General features: G+C 66.7%; 17 protein-coding genes. 12 read left to right on the top strand and 5 right to left on the bottom strand.

What is annotated here, in order from left to right; translation table 11 throughout:
• The 6 genes from BJQ90_RS01370 to BJQ90_RS01345 all read left to right on the top strand — a co-directional run.
• The coding region (locus BJQ90_RS01370; protein WP_226758518.1) for a TetR/AcrR family transcriptional regulator at positions 1–445 on the top strand (445 nt) is incomplete at its 5' end.
• Between the two features lie 359 nt (positions 446–804).
• The gene (locus BJQ90_RS01365; protein ID WP_226758517.1) at positions 805–1,791 is read left to right on the top strand and encodes an ABC transporter permease; all 987 of its coding nucleotides are present in this window, start codon (positions 805–807) and stop codon (positions 1,789–1,791) included.
• Positions 1,792–1,793: 2 nt separating this feature from the next.
• The gene (locus tag BJQ90_RS01360) at positions 1,794–2,804 is read left to right on the top strand and encodes an ABC transporter permease (RefSeq protein WP_226758516.1); all 1,011 of its coding nucleotides are present in this window, start codon (positions 1,794–1,796) and stop codon (positions 2,802–2,804) included.
• Positions 2,801–5,089 (top strand): dipeptide ABC transporter ATP-binding protein, encoded by a 2,289-nt coding sequence (locus BJQ90_RS01355; RefSeq protein WP_413463620.1) that lies wholly within the window; start codon positions 2,801–2,803, stop codon positions 5,087–5,089. Before BJQ90_RS01360 ends, BJQ90_RS01355 begins: the two co-directional genes overlap by 4 nt.
• A 49-nt stretch (positions 5,090–5,138) precedes the next feature.
• Positions 5,139–6,848, top strand: coding sequence for an ABC transporter family substrate-binding protein (locus tag BJQ90_RS01350; protein WP_226758515.1), 1,710 nt, complete (start codon positions 5,139–5,141; stop codon positions 6,846–6,848).
• Positions 6,849–6,963: 115 nt separating this feature from the next.
• Positions 6,964–8,019: a Gfo/Idh/MocA family oxidoreductase gene (locus tag BJQ90_RS01345; protein WP_226758514.1), complete on the top strand. Its 1,056-nt coding sequence runs from the start codon at positions 6,964–6,966 to the stop codon at positions 8,017–8,019.
• A gap of 95 nt (positions 8,020–8,114) precedes the next feature.
• Here the strand turns inward: BJQ90_RS01345 and ald are convergent, their stop codons facing one another.
• Positions 8,115–9,233 (bottom strand): alanine dehydrogenase, encoded by a 1,119-nt coding sequence (ald, locus tag BJQ90_RS01340; RefSeq protein WP_226758513.1) that lies wholly within the window; start codon positions 9,231–9,233, stop codon positions 8,115–8,117.
• A 258-nt stretch (positions 9,234–9,491) separates the two neighbouring features.
• Here ald and BJQ90_RS01335 point away from each other — a divergent pair, with 258 nt between their 5' ends.
• The gene (locus BJQ90_RS01335) at positions 9,492–10,712 is read left to right on the top strand and encodes a PucR family transcriptional regulator (RefSeq protein WP_226758512.1); all 1,221 of its coding nucleotides are present in this window, start codon (positions 9,492–9,494) and stop codon (positions 10,710–10,712) included.
• Between the two features lie 15 nt (positions 10,713–10,727).
• On the opposite strand, the gene BJQ90_RS01330 is transcribed toward BJQ90_RS01335, so the two are convergent.
• The 3 genes from BJQ90_RS01330 to ptsP form a co-directional block, all read right to left on the bottom strand.
• Positions 10,728–10,973: a hypothetical protein gene (locus BJQ90_RS01330; RefSeq protein WP_226758511.1), complete on the bottom strand. Its 246-nt coding sequence runs from the start codon at positions 10,971–10,973 to the stop codon at positions 10,728–10,730.
• 74 nt (positions 10,974–11,047) lie between these two features.
• Positions 11,048–11,470: a helix-turn-helix domain-containing protein gene (locus BJQ90_RS01325; RefSeq protein WP_226758510.1), complete on the bottom strand. Its 423-nt coding sequence runs from the start codon at positions 11,468–11,470 to the stop codon at positions 11,048–11,050.
• Between the two features lie 57 nt (positions 11,471–11,527).
• Positions 11,528–13,213, bottom strand: coding sequence for a phosphoenolpyruvate--protein phosphotransferase (gene ptsP, locus BJQ90_RS01320; RefSeq protein ID WP_226758509.1), 1,686 nt, complete (start codon positions 13,211–13,213; stop codon positions 11,528–11,530).
• Positions 13,214–13,415: 202 nt separating this feature from the next.
• On the opposite strand from ptsP, the gene BJQ90_RS01315 reads away from it, so the two are divergent.
• The 5 genes from BJQ90_RS01315 (at position 13,416) to BJQ90_RS01295 (ending at position 19,294) form a co-directional block, all read left to right on the top strand.
• Positions 13,416–14,144 carry a TetR/AcrR family transcriptional regulator gene (locus tag BJQ90_RS01315; protein WP_226758508.1) on the top strand — a complete coding sequence of 243 codons (729 nt, stop codon included), beginning with the start codon at positions 13,416–13,418 and terminating at the stop codon, positions 14,142–14,144.
• A gap of 58 nt (positions 14,145–14,202) precedes the next feature.
• Positions 14,203–16,194 (top strand): PTS mannitol transporter subunit IICBA, encoded by a 1,992-nt coding sequence (locus tag BJQ90_RS01310; protein WP_226758507.1) that lies wholly within the window; start codon positions 14,203–14,205, stop codon positions 16,192–16,194.
• Positions 16,194–17,342, top strand: coding sequence for a mannitol-1-phosphate 5-dehydrogenase (locus BJQ90_RS01305; RefSeq protein ID WP_226758506.1), 1,149 nt, complete (start codon positions 16,194–16,196; stop codon positions 17,340–17,342). The genes BJQ90_RS01310 and BJQ90_RS01305 overlap by 1 nt, the downstream gene beginning before the upstream one ends.
• A gap of 197 nt (positions 17,343–17,539) precedes the next feature.
• Positions 17,540–18,016: a MarR family winged helix-turn-helix transcriptional regulator gene (locus tag BJQ90_RS01300; RefSeq protein WP_226758505.1), complete on the top strand. Its 477-nt coding sequence runs from the start codon at positions 17,540–17,542 to the stop codon at positions 18,014–18,016.
• Between the two features lie 51 nt (positions 18,017–18,067).
• Positions 18,068–19,294, top strand: coding sequence for an MFS transporter (locus BJQ90_RS01295; protein ID WP_226758504.1), 1,227 nt, complete (start codon positions 18,068–18,070; stop codon positions 19,292–19,294).
• A gap of 105 nt (positions 19,295–19,399) precedes the next feature.
• Here BJQ90_RS01295 and BJQ90_RS01290 read toward each other — a convergent pair whose 3' ends face one another.
• Complete coding sequence (locus BJQ90_RS01290; protein ID WP_226758503.1) at positions 19,400–20,851, bottom strand: sugar porter family MFS transporter; 1,452 nt, start codon at positions 20,849–20,851, stop codon at positions 19,400–19,402.
• Positions 20,852–20,976: the final 125 nt, after the last annotated feature.

The raw sequence follows: 20,976 nt of genomic DNA, 5'->3' as shown, positions 1-20,976 counted from the left end.
GGGCAAGGGGACGGTGTTCCGCCGGTTCGGCAGCCGGGCGGGGCTCATGATGGCGCTGCTCAGCGACGCCGAGGCCCGGTTCCAGGGGCGTTTCATGTTCGGCCCGCCGCCGCTCGGCCCGGGCGCTCCGCCACTGGAGCGGCTCATCGCCTTCGGCGAGGAGCGCATCGCCTGGATGATGGAATTCGGCGAGCTGGCCCGGGCCGCGGACGTATCCGCGTACAACCGCTTCGACGTACCGGCGGCTGTGCTCTGGCACCGGCATCTGGAGATGCTGCTGCGGGAAGCGGGCGTGACCGCGGACCCCTGGTTGATGGCCACCTCGCTCAGTGCCGTCCTGGAGCCCGAGCGGATCCTGCATGCCGTCCGGGTGCACCAGATTGCCCCCGGTCGCCTCGCCGCGTCGTGGCGTGAGCTTGTCTCGCGCCTGGTGCGCGGGGCCTAGTTCGATCCGGATCCCGCACGCGGCACGTCAAATCAATTCCCCGGAGTTATTCATAACGATCTGATACCCGACTCGCGGAAACCCGGTATGGGTGGCGCTCGGCTGCCGTACGGATGTGATAGTTTCCTCTGGAATGTGACCCGCAACATAGTCCACCAGGACTTGCCGAAAGGCCTGCGGGCGGCCAGACACCCGCTGGCCAAGATCCCGGATCGGCGGCGGTAATCCCCTGCCGGATGGGGACTACGGAAGGATCAAGCTGTGAATTTTGTCATGAATCCTGCGTGCGGCGAGGCTGTATCAGCCGGTCCGGCGGCGGCAGGCTCCGCACAGGCAACGGCGATCCAGAACTAGCTGTCATGATCCGATACCTCGCCAAACGTGCCCTCACATATGTCTTCATGATCTTCCTGACCACGACGGCTGGGTACTTTTTGGCGGTCAATACCCTGCAGCCCGCGCTGCTGGAGCAGGAACGCATTCCGCGGCCCACCCCCGAACAGGTGGCGAACTCCTTCCGCCTCAAGGGGCTCGATCCGGACCTGAGCCCGTGGGAGCGCTACGTGGAGTGGCTCACGGCGATCGTCACCCGCTGGGACTGGGGACGCAGTCCCAACGGTGCGTTCATTAACGCCGAATTCGGTGACCGGGTCTGGATCTCGACCCGGCTGTTCCTGGCCTCCATCGTCCTGACCCTGATCATCGGCGTCGCCCTGGGTGTGTATACGGCGGCGCGGCAGTACAGGGCCTCCGACCGCGTCATCACCTCCTACAGCTACCTCGTTTACATCGTCCCCGCGCCGATCGCCTACTTCCTGGTGCAGCTTGGCGCCATCAACATCAACGAGACGGTGGGCGAACGCATTTTCTTTGTCACCGGGATCTCCACCCCGGGGCTGGACGGCGGCGGCTGGGCGCAATTCGTCGACATGCTGGCCCACTACGCCGTGCCAACCTTCGCGATCACGATTGTGGGCTGGGGCACCTACCAGATCGCCCAGCGCCAATACCTCCTGGACAATGTCAACGCCGACTTCGTCCGGACGGCGCGGGCCAAGGGACTGACCCGCAACCAGGCCATCAGCCGGCACGCCCTCCGGGTGTCCTTCATCCCGGTGGCGCAAAGCATCGCCTTCACCATCCCGGCCATCTTCGCCGGCGGCTTCTTCGCCGAGAAGATCTTCGCCTGGCACGGCGTCGGCTCCTGGAGCATTGACGCGATTGCCCTGCAGGACGTCAACGCCGCGACGGCGACCCTCGCCTACGGCTCCGTGATCTTCGCTATCGGCGCGATCCTGGCGGACTTCGCCACCACGCTCGTCGACCCGAGAGTGCGGGTGCAGTAACCATGACAAACCTCAGTACCATCGACCCGGCCGCCGTCGCCGGCGAGGCAAAAATCGAGAACAGCGACGTCGTCATCACGAAGTCCTCGATCATCCTCCGCCGCTTCCTGCGCAACAAGACGGCCGTCGTCGGCCTGGTCATCTTCCTCGCCCTGACCCTCTTCTCTTTCGTGGGCGGCCTCTTCACCAGCTGGGACAAGGAGACGATCGACCCGTTCAACATCGGCATGCCCCCGTCGGCCGAGCACCTGCTGGGAACCTCCCAGGCCGGGATCGACCTCTACGCCCTGACCGTGGAGGGCACCCGGATCTCGATCCTGATTGGCCTCGTCGTCGGCCTCGTCTCGGTCCTGATCGCCGCCGTGTATGGCTGCACCATGGCCTACTTCGGCGGGAAGGTGGACAAGGTCATGCTGTTCATCCTCGAAGCCCTGATCATGATGCCGGCCCTGCTGGTCGTCGCCGTGGCCACAAGCGGCGGCGGCAACGGCCTGCAGAAGTCCCTGCCCAGCTGGCTCCTGCTGATCATCGTCCTGCTGGTTTTCAGCTGGATGGGGACGGCCCGCCTCATCCGCTCGCTCTCGATGTCGCTCATGACGCGGGACTTCGTCAAGGCGGCCCAGTACATGGGGATCCCGCCGCGGCGCATTGTCTGGCGTCACCTCGTCCCGAACATCGGCTCACTGCTGGTGCTGGACATCACCCGCGGCATCACCGGAGCGATCCTGGCCGAGGTGGCGTTCTCCTTCATCGGCATCGGCATCAAGGTTCCGGACGTCAGCCTGGGTGTGCTGATCGGCCAGGCAACGTCCCAGGTCTCCACTTTCCCGTGGATGTTCTGGGTCCCGCTGACCGTCATGTTCCTGTTGACCGGTTCGCTCGCCATGATGAACGACGGCCTCCGTGACGCGTTCGACCCCAGCTCCAGCTCCGTCGGCCGCGCCAGGAGGAGCGACCCCGGGAAGCGCAAGTCTGGCAAGACACCGACGACCGCAGGGAAGAAGACCACATGAGCCACGAAATGACCGCCGGCACCGAGTCCGCCGACCTGTCCGCCGAGCTCTCCGCCATCGAGCGCCTGCACGTCGCCGGGCTGCACGCCGCAGGTGATGCCCCGGCGGACGCCGTGCTCTCCGTCCGGGACCTGAACGTCCGCTTCAACACCGAGAACGGGGTGGTGCACGCGGTCCGCGGCATTGATTTTGACCTCCGTGCCGGCAAGACGCTGGGCATCGTAGGCGAATCCGGCTCCGGAAAGTCCGTTACCTCCATGGCCATCATGGGACTGCTGCCTCCGACGGCGGAGATCACCGGTTCGGTCCGGCTCCAGGGCAAGGAACTGCTGGGGCTCAGCGACAAGGCGATGTGCCAGTACCGCGGGAACGACATCGCCATGGTCTTCCAGGATCCGCTGTCCTCCCTGACCCCGGTCTACACGGTCGGGAACCAGATCATCGAGGCGCTCACGGTCCACAACCCCACCATGAGCAAGCAGGCCAAGGAGGCGCGCGCCGTCGAGCTTCTGGGCATGGTGGGCATCCCCAGCCCGAAGGACCGGATCAAGGCATTCCCGCATGAGTTCTCCGGCGGCATGCGGCAGCGCGTGATGATCGCCATCGCCATCGCCAACAATCCGCGCGTTCTGATCGCCGACGAGCCGACGACGGCGCTGGACGTCACCATCCAGGCGCAGGTCCTTGAGGTGTTGCACACCGCGCAGGAGGAAACCGGCGCCGCCGTCGTGATGATCACCCACGACCTCGGCGTCGTCGCCGGCATGGCGGACGACATCATGGTGATGTACGCCGGCAAGCCGGTGGAAACCGGCAGCGTCGACGACATCTATTACAACCCGCGGATGCCGTACACGATGGGCCTGCTCGGCGCGGTGCCGCGCGTTGACGCGGCCGAAAAGTCCTCGCTGGTGCCGATTGAGGGCATCCCGCCCAACCTGATCCATCCCCCCACCGGCTGTTCGTTCGCGCCGCGCTGCCCGCTGGCCAGCGAGGCCTGCCTGGACGGCGAGCCGGAGCTGCGGCCGGTCTCCGGTGCCAGCCTGAACGGCGGACTGCCGCACCAGGCCGCCTGCCTCAAGACCGAGTCCCTCGGACCCGACGTGGACGTCCGCGAGGTCTTCCGGGCGCCGGCCGTTCCGGTGTCACACTTTGACGCGATCCCGCGTGCGCAACGCAGGACCGTGCTGGAACTCCGGGACGTCCGGAAGCACTTCCCGCTGATGAAGGGTGCCCTGATCAAACGCCGGATCGGCACCGTCAAGGCGGTGGACGGGCTGAGCTTCGACATCCGCGAGGGCGAGTGTTTCTCGATCGTCGGCGAGTCCGGCTGCGGCAAGACCACCACCCTGCTGGAAATCATGGAGTTCCACAAGGACCAGGACGGTGAGGTGGTCATCGGCGGGCTGAGCAACAAGGAAGCTTCCGACGCAAAGACCAAGAGCGCCATGCGCAAGGAACTCCAGATGGTGTTTCAGGACCCCACCGGCGCCCTCGACCCGCGCTTCACCGTCTTTGAAGTGCTGTCCGAGCCGCTCGAGAACGCGGGCATGGCCAAGCCCCAGATCCGGAAACGGATCATGGAGCTGATGGATCTCGTGGGCCTCCAGCCGGACCACGTCAACCGCTTTCCCAACCAGTTCTCCGGCGGCCAGCGCCAGCGCATCGGCATTGCCCGCGCCCTCGCCGTAAACCCCAAACTGGTGGTCCTGGACGAGCCGGTGTCCGCGCTGGACGTATCAGTCCAGGCCGGCGTCATCAACCTGCTGGACCAGCTCCGTGCGGAACTCGGCCTGAGTTACCTGATGGTGGCCCACGACCTGTCCGTGGTGCGGCACATCTCCAACCGCGTGGCCGTGATGTACCTGGGCAAGATTGTGGAGATCGGGGACGTGGACAGCGTCTTCGACAATCCGCGCCACCCCTATACCCGGGCCCTGCTCTCCGCGATTCCGGTCCCGGACCCTGTCCTGGAACGCACCCGCGAACGCATCATCCTCCAGGGGGATCTGCCCTCACCGCTGGAGGCCCCCAAGGGCTGCAACTTCGCCACCCGCTGCCCGGTGTTCGCGGCACTGCCGCCGGCGAAGCAGGAGAAGTGCCTGAGCCTGGAGCCCGGACTGGCAACAGTCGCGGAAACCACCGGCGCCGGACAAACCCCCGGGCATCCGGCCGCTGCCGGCCTTCCAGCCGCCAATGCGGCCCCCATAGACCAGCAATTCGCCTGTTTCTACCCGGACGGCGAACTGGACGCGGACATGCTCGTTGTCCACGAAACAAACTGACCCACCAGTCACACGCATCACACCTTGCACGAAAAATGAAGGGGAACACATGAAGAATCTGACCAAGATCGGCGGCGTTACCGCCGTCGTTGCAGCGCTTGCGCTGACCGCTTGCGGCGGCGGGGGCGCCGCACAAGGTCCGGCGGCCGCGAAAGGCCAGGACGCGGGAAGTGACCTGGCCAAGCTGGTCAGCATCAACGCGAAGGACGCCAAGGACCTGCAGCCGGGCGGCACCGTCACCCTGCCGCTGGGCAACATCGGCCCGGACTTCAACGGTTTCTCCAACAACGGCAACAGCGCGGACAACACCGCCCTGCACCGCCCGATCGACCAGGCCGGCACCTGGGGCTGCTGGAACTTCGACTTCGACGGCACCGCCACGCCGAACAAGGATTTCTGCGAAGACGTCAAGAGCGAGGTCAAGGACGGCAAGCAGACCATCACCATCAAGGTGAATGAGAAGGCCACCTACAACGACGGCACCCCGATCGACGTCAAGACCTTCGAAAACACCTGGAACATGCTCAAGGGTGAAAACAAGGACATCGACATCGTCAGTTCCGGCGCGTACGAGTTCGTCGAATCCGTCAAGGCCGGTTCCAGCGCCAAGGAAGTCATTGTCACCACCACCCAGCCGGTCTACCCGCTGGATGCCCTCTTCACCGGCCTGATCCACCCGGCCGTGAACACCCCGGCGCTCTTCAACGAAGGCTTCACCGGCGACATGCACCCGGAATGGATGGCCGGGCCGTTCAAGCTGGACCAGTACGACAGCGCCGCCAAGACCGTCACTCTCGCCCAGAACGACAAGTGGTGGGGCACCAAGCCGGTCCTGGACAAGGTGGTTTTCCGCCAGCTGGAGAGCAGTGCCGCCATCGCAGCCTTCAAGAACGGTGAAATCGATGGTGTTTCCGCAAACACCATCACCCCGTACAAGCAGCTCGACGGCTCCAAGAACTCCGAGATCCGCCGCGGCCAGCGCCTCTTCGCCGGCGGGCTGAACCTCAACGCACAGAAGGCGCCGATGAACGACGTCGCAGTCCGCAAGGCGATCTTCACCGCCGTCGACCGCGAGGCCCTGCGCAAGGTGCGCTTCAACGGACTGAACTGGGATGAAACCAGCTCCGGATCGATGATGCTGCTGCCGTTCTCCAAGTACTACCAGGACAACTACCCGGTCAAGGAAACCGGCGCCGAGGCCGCCAAGAAGGTCCTGACCGACGCCGGCTACACGGCCAACGCCGCAGGCATCATGGAAAAGGACGGCGCCCCCGCCGCCTTCAAGATCAGCAACTTCGGCGACGATCCCACCACCCTGGCGTTCGCGCAGACACTGCAGAACCAGCTGAAGGCCGGCGGCATGGATGTTGGCATCGACCAGCGCGCATCCGCCGACTTCGGCAAGGTCCTGGGCAGCCGCGACTTCTTCATGAGCGTCTCCGGCTACACCGTGGGCGCCGACGCGACCGACGCGGTCAAGCAGTTCTACGATTCCAAAACGAACGAGAACGAACTGGGCGACGCCGAACTGGACGCCGAGATCAAGAAGCTCTCCACCATCGCCGACAACACCGAGCGCAACAAGGCGGCCATGGAAGTTGAAAAGAAGCACATGGAGAAGTACTTCTCCATGGGTGTGGTGATGAACGGCCCGCAGATCTCCTTTGTGCGCACCGGCCTGGCCAACTACGGCCCGTCCCTGTTCAAGAGCCTGTCCCAGGTTCCGGACTGGACCACCCTCGGCTGGGAAAAGAAGTAGTCCCCGGCTAAGAGCCAGCTGATACAGCAAGGCCGGCACCCCCGCATCGCGGGGGCGCCGGCCTTCGCCGTTTAAGCCGGGCAGGGAGGCGCCGGGCGGGGGTAGCGTGGGAGCCATGACAACCGACTCCACCCGGCCCATCCGTACGGCCGTTGCAGGCTTCGGCCTTTCGGGCAGCGTCTTCCATGCCCCGCTGCTCGCGGCAGACCCCGCATTTTCCCTCGCGCTCATCTCCACCTCCGACGCCGGCCGGCAGGCCGCCGCATCCGCCCGGTACCCCGGCACCCGGATCGTGGACACCCCGGCAGGCATCCTTGGCCTCGCCGGCGAACTGGACCTGCTGGTCCTTGGCACCCCGCCGGCCACGCATTACCCGCTCGCGAAAGCGGCGCTGGAAGCCGGGCTCGACGTCGTCGTCGACAAACCCTTCACCGTGCGCAGCGCCGAAGGCGAGGAACTCATCCGGCTCGCCGCGCGGCTGGGCCGCGTGCTCACCGTCTTCCAGAACCGGCGCTGGGACGGCGACTACCTGACCGTCCGCGGCCTGCTGGACAGCGGCGTTCTGGGCACGGTCACGCGGTTCGAATCCCGCTTCGAACGCTGGTCCCCGGCCGTCGCCAAGGCCTGGAAGGCCGCCGCGACGGCGGACGACGGCGGCGGGGTGCTGTTCGACCTCGGCACCCACCTGCTGGACCAGGCAGTGCAGCTGTTTGGCCCCGCCACGGTCACCCACGCGGAGCTGGATGCCCGGCGGCCAGGGGAGAAGACCGACGACGACGTGTTCCTCGCCCTGCGGCACGAATCCGGCGTCACGAGCCATCTGTGGATGAACATGCTCTGCGCCCAGCAGGGGCCGCGTTTCCGGCTGCTGGGCAGCGGGGGCGGCTTCACCAAGCATGGCGTTGACCCGCAGGAGCCGTTCATCGTGGCGGGCGGCAGCCCGCTGGACCCGGACTACGGCGTCGAGGACCGGAACTGGGCCGGGCTCCTCGGCCGGGACGGACACCTCGACCGGCTGCCCACCGAGCGCGGCGCCTACCCGGAGTTCTACCGAATCCTGGCGGACAAGATCCGCGGCGGCGGGGCGGCCTCGGCCTTGCCTGTCCCGGTGGATCCGTCAGGGCCCGTGGAGGTACTGCGGCTCATCGAGCAGGCCCGGGCGCTGACTTAAACAGCAATCGACTGCTCCGAAACCGCCCTTTCGGGGTCCAAAAGGGCGGTAACGGAGCAGCCGATTGCGGCGCCGGCTATGCCGGGACCGGCTGGTTACGCGGAGACGAGCTCGTGCCAGTCGGCGACGAGGGGCAGGTTGTGCGCCTCCGAGACCGAGCGGTGGGCCACCTTGCCACCGGCGATGTTGAGGCCGGCGGCGAGGGCGGCGTCGCGTTCGAAGGCGGCCTTGACGCCCAGGTTGGCCAGCGAGACGGCGTAGCGCAAAGTGACGTTCGTCAGCGCGTAAGTGGAGGTGTTCGGAACGGCGCCGGGCATGTTGGCAACGCAGTAGAAGATCGTGTTGTGGACCTTGTACGTCGGTTCCTGGTGCGTGGTGGGGTGTGTGTCCTCGAAGCAGCCGCCCTGGTCCACGGCGATGTCCACCAGCACGGAGCCGGGCTTCATCCGGGAGACAAGCTCGTTGGTGACCAGTTTCGGGGCCTTGGCGCCCGGGATCAGCACGGAGCCGATCACGAGGTCCGCGTCGACAACGGACTTCTCGATCTCGTAGGCGTTGGAGGCAACGGTCTTCAGGCGGCCCTGGTACTGGGCATCCAGTTCGCGCAGGCGGTTGATGTTGATGTCCAGGATGGTGACGTCGGCGCCGAGGCCCAGGGCCATGGCGGCCGCGTTGGTGCCGGCGACGCCGGCGCCAAGGACAACGACCTTGGCCGGGCGGACACCGGGCACGCCGCCGAGCAGCACACCCTTGCCGCCGGCCGGAGCCATCAGCGATGTGGCGCCGACCTGGACGGACAGGCGGCCGGCAACCTCTGACATCGGGGCGAGCAGCGGCAGGGTGCGGCCTTCCTGCACGGTCTCGTAGGCGATGGCGGTGACGCCGGTGTTGATGAGCTCCTGCGTCAGCTCCGGTTCCGCGGCGAGGTGCAGGTAGGTGAAGAGGATCAGGCCCTTGCGGAAGCGGTGGTACTCGGCCTTCACCGGCTCCTTGACCTTCATGACCATGTCCGCGCGGCCCCAGACGTCATCGGCATCGGCGACGATCTCGGCGCCGGCGATGGCGTATTCCTCGTCGGTGATGCCCGAGCCCAGGCCTGCGCCGCGCTCCACCAGGACCGAGTGGCCGTGGGTGCGGAACTCGTGCACGCCGGCAGCAGTGATGGCGACGCGGAATTCATTGTTCTTGATCTCTTTGGGGACACCGATGATCATTTGTGGGCTCCAGTGCTGGCGGCCTTGTAGGCCTGGGTGTTTGCGGGGAAGTCGTACTTCCAGAATAAATCCGGCTGTGAGGCAAGCGACAGGCTCCGCCGCGCGGCAGCAGTGGCTTTCCCCGGAAATCCGCGCTTTTCCAAATAGCAGGCTGGACATTTGTCGAATGGGCAAGCGTCAGGTGTCGCCTGCTGTCCGTTGGGGTGGTGCCCGCCGCGGCATTCGAGTTGGCGGTGGCATCGGCAGTAGTCTGGCAGCATGCAGCAGCAGGATGTCGAACAACTCGTGGAACACGTCGCACTGAAACTGGGCCGCGGCCTGTCGCTCGAGGATCTCGACGGCCTGCTGCTCGCCTACAGCTCCAACCAGTCGCACGCGGACCGGGTCCGGGTGAACTTCCTGCTCAGCAAGCGCGTCCCGGTGGACGTCAGCGCCTGGCAGCTCTCGCACGGGATCGCGACGGCGGTCCGCCCCGTGGTCGTGCCCGCCAACCAGGAGCTCGGGATGCTGGGCCGGGTCTGCGTTCCCCTCCTGGTGCGGGGCTTCCGGGTGGGGTACCTCTGGGTCCAGCTCGACGCCGCGGAACCGAACGCGACGTCGGTGCTCGCGCAGCTGCCCGGGGTGGCCGGCGAGCTGGAGCAGCTCTCAGCCCTGCTGCTGGACTCCAATACGGCCGAATCCGAGTTCCGCCGCCGCCGTGAACAGGAATTCCTGGCGGCCTGCCGGGGTGAGTCAAACGCCATCGCCGCGGTGGCGGGCTGGAAGGAAGTGCAGGGGCGCGGACCCTGGCAGCTCGTGACGGTCCTCGACGCCGACGGCTGGGCGGAAGGTGCGGATCCGATCGCCTCCACGCTGATCCACCGCTCCGCGGCGCTGCAGGCAACCATCGGGGTCGACGCCGCCCTGTTCAGCGCCGGCACGGAAACGCACGCCGCCGTCTTGTTCAGGGAATCGACGGGACGGGCCGACCACGCCCAGGTGCTGGTCCACTACCAGCTGGAGCTGGCCAAACGGGCCGGCCGGCAGGTCCACCGGATCATCCTGGGAACCTCCGAGGGCTTCGCGAAGCCGCGGGAACTGGTGGAGGCCTACCGGCAGTCCCGGCAGGCCGCGCAGGCAGCGGCGGTGGACCCGCAACTGGGTGAACTCGTGGACTGCCGCGCCACCGGGATCTACCAGCTGCTGGCCTCGGCCGGCGGCGGAGCGGGGGCATGGGCCGACGCGGGCTCGGTCTATTTCCGCATCCTGGAGGACCACGACCGGAACCACGAGCTGCTGCCGGTGCTGGAGCTTTTCTATGACAACGACGGCTCGGTCCAGGAAGTAGCGGACAAACTGCACCTGCACCGGAGCAGCATCTACAACCGCCTGGGCAGGATCCGCCAGCTGCTCGGCGTCGACCCGCTCAAGGGGATGGTGCGGCTGGAGCTCCACGCGGCACTCAAGGCGCGGCGCTGGGCCGGGCGCCCCAGGATCTAGGCCGGTCCAGTGGCTTCAGGTGCCGCGGCCCTCGCGTTTGGGCTGCTCGGCCTCCAGCGCTGCTTCCCGCGCCCCCCGCTGCGCTGCTTCCCTTCTGCGGAGCGATATCCGGCTGTCCACCCACAGGGAAACGGCCACAAACGCAACACAGCTGGACATAAAGGCAGCCGTATTGTTCAGCCCCATGGCGGTTCCGAGGATACCGGTGAGCACCATGGCGGCAATGCCGGCCACGATGTGCCACCCTCTGAACTTACCCACAATCCAAGCGTAACCCCGGGCTTCTCCGCGTTTCCGCGCAGGGCCGGGATCGTTGTTTGATCCTTATCACGCCGTCACGAAGCATCGGCGGCACCGTCATCCCCGTGCTCCTGGGCGCCGTCAGCGGTACTGTTCTTCTTCTGCTTTTCCAGCCAGGCCATGATGTCGGCGAGCCGGATCCGCCGGTGCGTGCCCCGGTACTCCACCGGGATTTCGCCGCGGTCCGTCATGTTCCGCAGATAGGTGTGCGAGATGCCGGCCAGCTCCGCGGCCCGGGACGTGGTCAGCATTTCCTCGACGCTGCTGACTGTTACCGCCTCGCCCCGGCCGAAGCGCGCCAGCAGGTCCACGACGGCGTCCCGGGCCTGGGACGGCAGCCGGTGGACGGTGCCGTCGACAAACACCGTGATGTCGTCGCTGCCGTTCAGGGCGAACCGGAGATTCTGGGCGTCCTCAGCCGGAAGGGCGGCCGTCACCCGGGGAGCAATCAGTGTCATGGAGTGCATCCTAGCGCCCCCGGTTCGGCCTCACACTGCCTCCGCCCTGTTGCGTCGCTACAACCCGAGCTCCTCGAGCACCGGCAGCTTCGCCCGGACCCAGGCGCGGGCTTCGGTGGCGCTCGGCGCGGAGAGTGCCAGCTTGGCCAGTTCCTGCGCCTCGGCCAGGGTGACGGTCTTCAGTACGGCGGCCACGGCGGCGAGGGACCGGGCCGTCATGGACAGCGTGGATACCCCGAGCCCGGTGAGGACGACGGCGAGGGCCGGGTCCGCGGCAGCCTCGCCGCAGACGCCAACGGGCTTGTTGTGGCCCTCCGCGACGGAACCTTCCACGGTCAGGCCGACCAGCCGGAGCACGGCGGGCTGCCAGGGCGTGTTGAGGGCTGCAAGCGGGCCGAGCTGGCGGTCGGCGGCCATGGCGTACTGGGTGAGGTCGTTGGTGCCCAGGCTCGCGAAGGCCACTTCCCGGAGGATGGCCTCGGCGGTGAGCGCCGCCGACGGGACCTCCACCATGACTCCGGGGGTCTTGATCCCGGCCTCGGCGCACAGTGTGGCGAAGCGGGCGGCCTCCTCCGCAGTGGAAATCATCGGCGCCATCACCCAGACGTCCGCCTCTGATTCCTGCTCGGCCCGGGCGATGGCCTGCAGCTGGCGTTCCAGCACGCCCGGTGTGGTGAAATCGGTGCGGTACCCGCGGACGCCGAGGGCGGGGTTGGGTTCCGTGGCGTCAGTGAGGAAGGGCAGCGGTTTGTCTGCACCGGCGTCGAGCGTCCGGAGGACCACTTTCTTGCCCGGGAAGGCGTCGAAGACGCCCTTGTATGCGGCGGCCTGTTCATCCACGGTGGGCTCAGTGTCCCGCTCCAGGAAGCAGAATTCGGTCCGGAACAGGCCCACGCCCTGTGCGTTGAGCTTCGCGGCGGCCACGGCGTCCTTCGCCCCGCCGACGTTGGCGAGCAGCGGCACCAGATGGCCGTCCGCCGTCGCGCCGGTGCCGTCAAAGTCCGCCAGCAGTGAGGCCGTGGCGGCCCAGTGTTCGGCGGCGGCCCGCTGGGAGTCATCGGGATCCGCGGTGATCAGGCCGGCTGCGCCGTCCACGTAAACCTCGGTGCCGTCCGGAAGCTGGTCGATGCCGGTGGCGGCAACGACGGCGGGCAGGCCCAGGGAGCGGGCGATGATCGCGGTGTGGGACTGCGGTCCGCCGCCGGCCGTGAGCAGCGCCAGAATCTTTTCCGGGTCCAGCGTGGCGGTGTCAGCTGGCGCCAGATCCTCCGCGATCAGGATGAACGGCGTGGGGGAGGACGGGATGCCAGGGGCCGGGACGCCGCGTAGCTCGGCCACGATCCGGGCCCGGACGTCCAGGACGTCGGTAGCGCGCTCCGCCATGTAGCCGCCCAGGTTGTGCAGCATTTCCGAGACCGAGGCGCCCGCTTCCCAGATCGCCCGCTGGCCCGAGGTGCCGCGGCCGATCAGTTTGGCAGCCGACTTCAGGAGCATCGTGTCCGTCGCCATGAGTGCGGTGGCCTCGAGGACCGCCTTCCCGTCGCCACTGACCGTCTGCGCCCGGGCCTTCAGCTCGTCGTGCACCGCCTTCGCGGCAGTCTTCAGCGCCGCCGTCGCTTCCTCAGCGGTGACGTCGGCCGGCAACTGCTCCCCGGCGGGCGGCTCGCTGACAGGTTTGGGCATCTGGCGGATGGTTCCGATGATGCGGCCGGGGCTGACGCCTACTCCTGGGAAGTTCTGCACTGAAGGTCCTCATTCTCTGCCGTGGGCCGGTAAGCCGCTGTGTCAGGTGCCGGAGCCGGCCGTCCGGTCCGGGCCGGAGATTCCGGCCCGGTCCATCCGGCGGGCCTGCCGACGGCTGCGTCAGCGGGCGGTTCCCGGCACCTGAAAAAATTGTATGTGATGCACTTCATATAGCGTTGCTATAGGTGCTAGGGTAGCGGTTATGAGTTTCGATGGCCAGCTTCCGCCAAAGACGCGGCTGCTGCGTGCGGCGGCGGAGTTGCTGGCCAGCTCCGCCGGGGGCGCGGTATCCACCCGCCAGATCACCCAGCTGGCCGGCGTCACCGCCCCGACCCTCTATCACCACTTCGGTGACAAGGAAGGGCTGTTCGACGCCGTCGTCGCGGCGGGCTTTGAGGAGTACGTGGCGGGCGAACGCGACTTCGCGCCGTCCGGACAACCGCTGGAAGATATCCGGCGGATGTGGGACAACCACGTGCAGTTTGGGCTCAAGCAGCCGGAACTGTACCTGGTCATGTTTGGCAATATCCGCCCGGAGAGCCGCCCGGCCGTCGTCGCCGACGCCGAGGGCCTAATGGAGGAAATGCTGAACAAGGCCGCCGTCGCCGGCCACCTCAACGTTCCCCCGCGGGAGGCGGCCAGGAGCATCCTGGCTGCCAACGTCGGGGTGACGCTCATGCTCATCACGGAGAAGGCGCCCGAGCGCAATCTCGAGCTGTCTGCCATGACCCGCGACGCCATGATCTTTGCGGTGTCCTCGGACCAGGCCAAGAACAGCGACCCTGAGGATTCCGGGAAATCGTCAGTGGTTGTGGCGGCGATCGCCTTGAACGCGGCACTGCAGGCATCGCACTCGGACCAGCTCTCCAGCTCGGAACTCAAGCTTTTCCTCGAATGGCTCCACCGGATCTCCATCAGCTCCACCAGCTAGCTTCGCGAAATTATCGGACCATCCTGCGGTGCAGCAGGAATGACGGTTAGGAAATCACATGGCAACAGAGACAGTTGCGAAACCCCGCACCAGCGTGCGGGTGGGCGTCCAGAAGTTCGGGACGTTCCTGTCCGGAATGATCATGCCCAACATCGGTGCGTTCATCGCCTGGGGCATTATTACGGCGCTCTTCATCCCGGCGGGCTTCTTGCCCAACGCGGATCTCGCGAAGCTCGTGGGACCGATGATCACCTTCCTGCTGCCGCTCCTGATCGGCTACACCGGCGGCCGGATGGTCTATGGCGTGCGCGGCGGCGTTGTGGGCGCGGTGGCGACCACGGGCGTCATCGTCGGCACGGACATTCCCATGTTCATTGGCGCCATGATGCTCGGCCCGCTCACGGCCTGGCTCATGAAGAAGCTGGACAAGATCTGGGAAGGCAAGGTAAAGCCCGGCTTCGAGATGCTGATCGACAACTTCTCGGCCGGCATCCTGGCCGCCGCCATGGCCGTCGTTGGCATGCTCGTGATCGGCCCGGTAGTCAAGGCATTCAGCGACGGCGCCAGCAAAGTTGTCGAATTCCTCGTCATCAACGGACTGCTTCCCTTCACGAGCATCTTCATCGAGCCCGCGAAGGTCCTGTTCCTGAATAACGCCATTAACCACGGCATCCTCACCCCGTTGGGAACACAGCAGGCGCTCGAGCAGGGCAAGTCCATCCTGTTCCTGCTCGAGGCCAACCCCGGTCCGGGCTTTGGAATCCTGCTCGCCTACTCGATCTTCGGCACGGGACTGGCCAAGGCGTCCGCGCCGGGCGCCGCCCTGATCCAGTTCGTCGGCGGCATCCATGAGATCTACTTCCCGTACGTGCTCATGAAGCCCATCATGATCCTCGCCGCCATCGGCGGCGGCATGACCGGCATCTTCACCCTCGTGGTCACCGGCGCCGGGCTCCGCTCGCCGGCAGCGCCAGGCAGCATCATCGCCGTCTACGCCGCCACCGCACGCGACAGCTACGTCGGCGTGACCCTCTCCGTGCTGTTCGCCACCACCGTGTCCTTCCTGATCGCCTCGGTGATCCTGAAAGCCAGCAAGACTCCGGTGGGCGGCACCGAGGAAGAAGCCCTCGGCGCCGCCACCGTCCGGATGGAGGAAATGAAGGGCAAGAAGAGCTCGGTATCCTCCATGCTCACGGGCTCAGGTCCTGCCGCCGGCGCTGCCGCCGGCGGCGTCGCGGTCCTCGCCGGCCCGGTCAGGAACATCGTCTTTGCGTGCGACGCCGGCATGGGTTCGAGCGCGATGGGCGCCTCGGTGCTGCGGAACAAGATCAAGGCTGCCGGCTTCCCGGACGTCAAGGTCACGAATTCCGCGATCGCGAACCTCAGCGACACCTACGACGTCGTCATCACGCACCAGGACCTGACGGAACGGGCCAAGCCGGTCACCGCCAGTGCCGTACACGTCTCGGTCGATAACTTCATGAACAGCCCGCGTTACGACGAGATCGTGGAGCTGGTCAGGTCAAGCAACACGGAGGCGGGAGCCGACGTTCCGGCTGCCGTTGCGGGCACTGCGGCTGGCGCCGCAAGGCCGGAAGCTCCCGAGGAAACCGGCCCCGCCGGAATCCTCGTGGCGGAAAGCGTCGTCCTGAACGGCTCGGCCACCAGCCGCGACGCCGCCATTGACGAGGCCGGACGGCTCCTGCTGGACCGCGGCGCCGTCGACGCCGGGTACCTGGACGCCATGCACGAACGCGAGGAATCCGTCTCCACCTACATGGGCAGCTTCCTGGCCATCCCGCACGGCACCAACGCCGCCAAGGACCACATCATGAAGTCCGCGGTCTCCGTGGTCCGCTACCCGAACGGCATCGACTGGAACGGGAAGGAAGTGAAGTTCGTGGTCGGCGTTGCGGGGATCAACAACGAACACCTGCACATCCTGTCCTCGATCGCGAAGGTCTTCACCAACAAGGCCCAGGTGGCGCAGCTTGAGGCCGCCACCACGGTTGAGGAAGTCCTGGCCCTGTTCGGAAAGGTCAACTCATAGTGAAGGCTGTACATTTCGGAGCCGGAAACATCGGGCGCGGATTCGTGGGGCTGCTGCTGCACGAGGCCGGGTATGAGGTGGTGTTCGCGGATGTCGCGGACGCCCTCATCACCCAGCTGGCCGCCGCGGACAGCTACCGGGTCCACGAGGTGGGGGAGCACCCCACCGTGCGCACGGTGGAGAACTTCCGGGCGCTGAACTCCAGCAGCCAGGAGGCGGAGGTCGTCACCGAGATCGCGACGGCGGACGTCGTCACCACCGCCGTCGGGCCGCACATCCTCAAATTCGTGGCCCCTGTGATCGCCAAGGGGATCGCCGCCCGGGCTGCCGGACTGGCTCCGCTGCAGGTGATGGCGTGTGAGAACGCCATCAACGCCACGGACATCCTGAAGTCTGAGGTGGCGGCCCAGTGGGATCCGGCCGCGGGATCCCTCGCTGACAAGGCGGTCTTCGCGAACACCGCGGTGGACCGGATTGTGCCCAACCAGGAGGGCGGGCAGGGGCTGGACGTCACGGTCGAGACGTTCTACGAGTGGGTCATTGACCGCGCCCCGTTCGGTGCGGCGGCACCGGTCATTCCGGGTGCCACGTTCGTGGACAACCTGGAGCCGTATATTGAGCGGAAACTGTTCACTGTGAACACCGGGCATGCCTCTGCAGCGTACTTCGGTTTTGAGGCCGGGCTCGGAAAGATTTCCGAGGCCATGGCCGATCAGGACGTTGCCGCCGATGTGCGCGCCGTCCTGGACGAAACGAAAGAGCTGCTGGTGGCCAAGCACGGCTTCAACCGTGAGGAGCAGGAAGCCTATGTCCAGAAGATCCTGGGCCGCTTCTCCAACCCGTTCCTGCCGGACACCGTGAACCGGGTGGGACGGGCGCCGTTGCGCAAGCTCAGCCGGCACGAACGCTTCATCGGTCCGGCTGCGGAACTGGCAGAACGCGGGATCGTCCCGGAGGCGCTGCTCGGCGCGATCGCCGCAGCCCTGCGCTTCAACGACCCGGCCGACGCCGAAGCCGTGGAGCTCGGGCAGATCCTGGCCTCCTCGACCGCGGAGGACGCCACCGCGAAGATCACAGGCCTGGCCCCGGACCACCCGCTGTTCCCGGCCGTCTCCGCCCTGGTCGAGGACGCCAAGGCCGCCGTCTGACCGCATTAATCGCCGAAGCCTAGCCGCCGACGCCGGAGCTCACCCGAGCTCCGGCGTCGGCGTGTTTAAGCCCCCGCCGAGGTGTCAGTTCGCGCCCATGCTTCTCGAAACCATGGGCGTCAACTGTCACCTCGGGAGGCAAAACGACAACTCTCCCCGTTGACCGTTAGGCCGCCTAACTGTTAGGCTACCTAACTATGTACGACAGTGAACCGGCCGAACCGCGCCTCGTCGCCCTCGCCGAGGACTTCCGCGAGGCCCTCCGCCACAGCATCTACCTTGTCCGCCGCCTCGACGCCGACGGCGAGCTCAGCGCCGCCCAGCTCAGCACCCTCAAAATGCTGATGGACGGCGCCGACGCTGCCTCCGGTGAAGGCAACGGTGCGAGAGTGGGCGAAATCGCCCGGAACCTGGGCGTCAAAGTGCCCACCGCCACTGAACAGATCATCAAACTCGAGCGTGCCGGCCTCGCCCGCCGGGAACCGGATCCCAGCGATTCCCGCGCTGTCCGGGTGACCCTCACCGGGGCGGGCCGGGCCGCCGTCGAATCCGCCAATGAGCGCCGCAACGCCGTTATGGCCGGCATCCTCTCGTCCCTTTCGGACGGGGACCGCGCCACCCTCGCGGCCGCCCTGCCGGTCATCGGCAAGATCAACGCGACGCTTCAGGCCTGATACTCACCCGAAAATCCCATAATTTGAATCCCATCATTTAGGAGTGCAACTATGCACGGCCAGCCCGCCGACACCCTGCCGGCAGCGGAAGAAACCCTCGAGGCTGAGAAAGCCTCACTACTCAAACAGCCCAAGGCGGTGTGGGCGACGGCCCTCGCGGCGGTGTTCGCCTTCATGGGGATCGGCCTGGTGGACCCCATCCTGCCGGCGATCGCCAAGAACCTGGACGCCTCGCCAAGCCAGGTGTCGCTGCTCTTTACGAGCTATTTCCTGGTGACCGCCGTCGCCATGCTGATCACCGGCTATGTCTCGTCCCGGATCGGCGGGAAACGGACGCTGCTGATCGGACTGGCAGTGATCGTCGTCTTCGCCTCGCTCTCCGGCACTTCGGGAAGCGTGGCCGAGCTCATCGGCTTCCGCGCCGGCTGGGGACTGGGCAACGCCCTGTTCGTTGCCACGGCGCTGGCCGTCATTGTCGGCGTCGCGAGCGGCGGGGCCGGCACGGCGATCATCCTGTACGAGGCCGCTCTCGGCCTGGGCATTTCCCTGGGCCCGCTCCTGGGTGCGCTGCTTGGCGGCTGGCAGTGGCGCGCGCCGTTCTTCGGCACCGCCGTGCTGATGGCTTCCGCGTTCATCGCCCTTATTGCCCTGCTGCCCAAAACCCCGCTGCCCGAGCGGAAGGTCCGGCTCCGCGATCCGCTCCTCGCGCTGGGGCACAAAGGGCTCCGGACGACGGCGGCCAGCGGCTTGTTCTACAACTACGGCTTCTTCACCGTCCTCGCCTTCACGCCCTTCATCCTCGGCATGGACGCCTACGGGATCGGCGGTGTGTTCTTTGGCTGGGGTGTCGCCGTCGCCGTCTTCTCAGTCTTTGCCGCCCCCGTGCTGCAGAACCGTTTCGGGGCCGTGCGGGTCCTCACCGGCACCCTGGCCCTGCTGATGCTGGACCTCCTGGGACTGGGACTGGCTGCCGGGCACTCGGTGCCCGCCGTCGTCGTACTGGTGGTGGTTTCCGGGGCGCTCCTGGGCATCAACAACACCATCTACACGGAGCTGGCCATGGGGGTTTCTGATTCGCCGCGCCCGGTCGCCTCCGCCGGGTACAACTTTGTGCGCTGGATGGGCGGCGCCATGGCACCCTTTGCCGCTGCGCAGCTGGGCGAGCACTTCGGCCCGCAGGTGCCCTTCTTCGCGGGCGCGCTGGCCATGGTGGCGGCAATTGCCGTGGTCCTCGGCGGACGCCGCTACCTCACGGCGCACGAGCCCCACGTGGTCTAGCCGCCGTCCCGCCGAGGTGACAGAAGACGCCCATGTTCCCGAAGAACATGGGCGTCTTCTGTCACCTCGAGAGTCAAAACGTACGCGCGAGGCAGTCTGCGCGCCTCAGGCGTTCGCGGAATCCTTCGCGGAACCCTTGGGGACGAAGAGGGTCTCGGCGTGCTCCAGGGACATTCCGTTGGTCTCCGGCACCTTGAACTTCACGAAGAAGAATGACGCGGCCGCGAACATCGCGTACACGGCGTAGGTCAGGGGCAGGGAAGCCGCTGCCATGACCGGGAAGCTCAGGGTGATGGCGAAGTTGGCGATCCACTGGGCGGCCGCCGCGAGGCCCAGGGCACGGGCCCGGATCCGCGACGGGAAAATCTCGCCCAGCAGCACCCAGACGAGCGGGCCCCAGGAGGCGCCGAAGCTGATCACGAAGACGTTGGCGGCAACCAGCGCGGCCGGCCCCCACGCGCCGGGCAGCGAAATTGCGTCCCCGGTCCCGGTGGCGGAGCCGAAGGCCAGCGCCATGGTGCCCAGCGAGACGGCCATGCCGATGGAACCCGCGAGCATGATGGGCCGGCGTCCGATCCGGTCCACCAGTGCGATCGCCACAAGCGTTACGAGGATGTTCGTGATCGCGGTGGCGACGGAAATCGTCAGTGAGTCCTTTTCCTGGAATCCGACGGCCTTCCACAGGGTGGTCGAGTAGTAGAAAATCACGTTGATGCCGACGAACTGCTGCAGCACCGACAGGATGATGCCGATCCACACCACGGGCTGCAGGCCGAAGGCTTTGCCGCGCAGCGAGCCCTTCTGGCCAGCGAGCTTGTCCTCCTCGATGGCATTCTTGATGTCGCGCAGGTGGCGGTCCGTGTCCTCGTTCGGGGCGATGGACTGGAAAATTTTGAGGGCTTCCTCGTCCTTTCCCTGGACGATAAGGAACCGCGGTGACTCGGGCAAGGTGAGGGCAATCCAGCCGTAGACGACGGCGGGGACGGCGGCGGCCATGAACATCCAGCGCCACGCTTCCAGGCCGAACCAGAGGTCCTGGCCGGCGCCGCCGGCGAAGTTTGCGAACAGGGCGTCCGAGAGCAGCGCCGCGAAGATACCTGTGGTGATGGCGAGCTGCTGGAGCGAGGCCAGGCGGCCGCGCACGTGGCGCGGGGAGATTTCGGAAATGTACGCCGGCGCGATCACGGAGGCCAGGCCGATGCCCAGGCCGCCGACGAGTCGCCAGAAGATGAGGTCCCACACGCTGAAGGCGAAGCCGGTCCCGATCGCACTGACCAGGAACAGCAGCGCACCGAGCTTCATGGCAGGGATGCGGCCGTACCGGTCGGCGACCTTGCCGGCGAGGTAGGCTCCCGCCGCGCAGCCGAGGAGGGCCACGGCCACGGCGAAGCCGGTCACGGCCTCGCTGAGCGCGAACTCGTCCTTGATCGCGTCGACGGCACCGTTGACGACTGAGGAGTCGAAGCCGAAGAGGAAGCCGCCGACGGCGCCCGCCACGGCCAGCCAAATGACCCGCTGGGGGATCTTGGCTGCGGTCTGGTCTTGGGTGGTTGTCATCTGGCTCCCTCGGCATTTCGCATTCCACGGCCTGCGCCGCAGCTACCCAGTCTTACACCGGGGCCGGAGCGACGCCTGTCACACGCCGAAAAAAGTGAGAGGAAACATACAGTTTGGCCGGGAAG

The organism is Arthrobacter sp. SO3, assembly GCF_020532825.1.
Lineage (GTDB): Bacteria > Actinomycetota > Actinomycetes > Actinomycetales > Micrococcaceae > Arthrobacter.
Note: the sequence above shows the minus strand (reverse complement) of the source record. Positions and strands in the feature narration are given on the sequence as shown.

Excerpts from the sequence above, each read along its gene's own strand:
- BJQ90_RS01360 (WP_226758516.1), top strand. The coding sequence starts at position 1,794 with ATGACAAACCTCAGTACCATCGACCCGGCCGCCGTCGCCGGCGAGGCA.
- ald (WP_226758513.1), bottom strand. The coding sequence starts at position 9,233 with ATGATCATCGGTGTCCCCAAAGAGATCAAGAACAATGAATTCCGCGTC.
- BJQ90_RS01300 (WP_226758505.1), top strand. The coding sequence starts at position 17,540 with ATGTACGACAGTGAACCGGCCGAACCGCGCCTCGTCGCCCTCGCCGAG.
- BJQ90_RS01345 (WP_226758514.1), top strand. The coding sequence starts at position 6,964 with ATGACAACCGACTCCACCCGGCCCATCCGTACGGCCGTTGCAGGCTTC.
- BJQ90_RS01365 (WP_226758517.1), top strand. The coding sequence starts at position 805 with ATGATCCGATACCTCGCCAAACGTGCCCTCACATATGTCTTCATGATC.
- BJQ90_RS01315 (WP_226758508.1), top strand. The coding sequence starts at position 13,416 with ATGAGTTTCGATGGCCAGCTTCCGCCAAAGACGCGGCTGCTGCGTGCG.
- BJQ90_RS01335 (WP_226758512.1), top strand. The coding sequence starts at position 9,492 with ATGCAGCAGCAGGATGTCGAACAACTCGTGGAACACGTCGCACTGAAA.
- BJQ90_RS01295 (WP_226758504.1), top strand. The coding sequence starts at position 18,068 with ATGCACGGCCAGCCCGCCGACACCCTGCCGGCAGCGGAAGAAACCCTC.
- BJQ90_RS01325 (WP_226758510.1), bottom strand. The coding sequence starts at position 11,470 with ATGACACTGATTGCTCCCCGGGTGACGGCCGCCCTTCCGGCTGAGGAC.
- BJQ90_RS01350 (WP_226758515.1), top strand. The coding sequence starts at position 5,139 with ATGAAGAATCTGACCAAGATCGGCGGCGTTACCGCCGTCGTTGCAGCG.
- BJQ90_RS01355 (WP_413463620.1), top strand. The coding sequence starts at position 2,801 with ATGAGCCACGAAATGACCGCCGGCACCGAGTCCGCCGACCTGTCCGCC.
- BJQ90_RS01310 (WP_226758507.1), top strand. The coding sequence starts at position 14,203 with ATGGCAACAGAGACAGTTGCGAAACCCCGCACCAGCGTGCGGGTGGGC.
- BJQ90_RS01290 (WP_226758503.1), bottom strand. The coding sequence starts at position 20,851 with ATGACAACCACCCAAGACCAGACCGCAGCCAAGATCCCCCAGCGGGTC.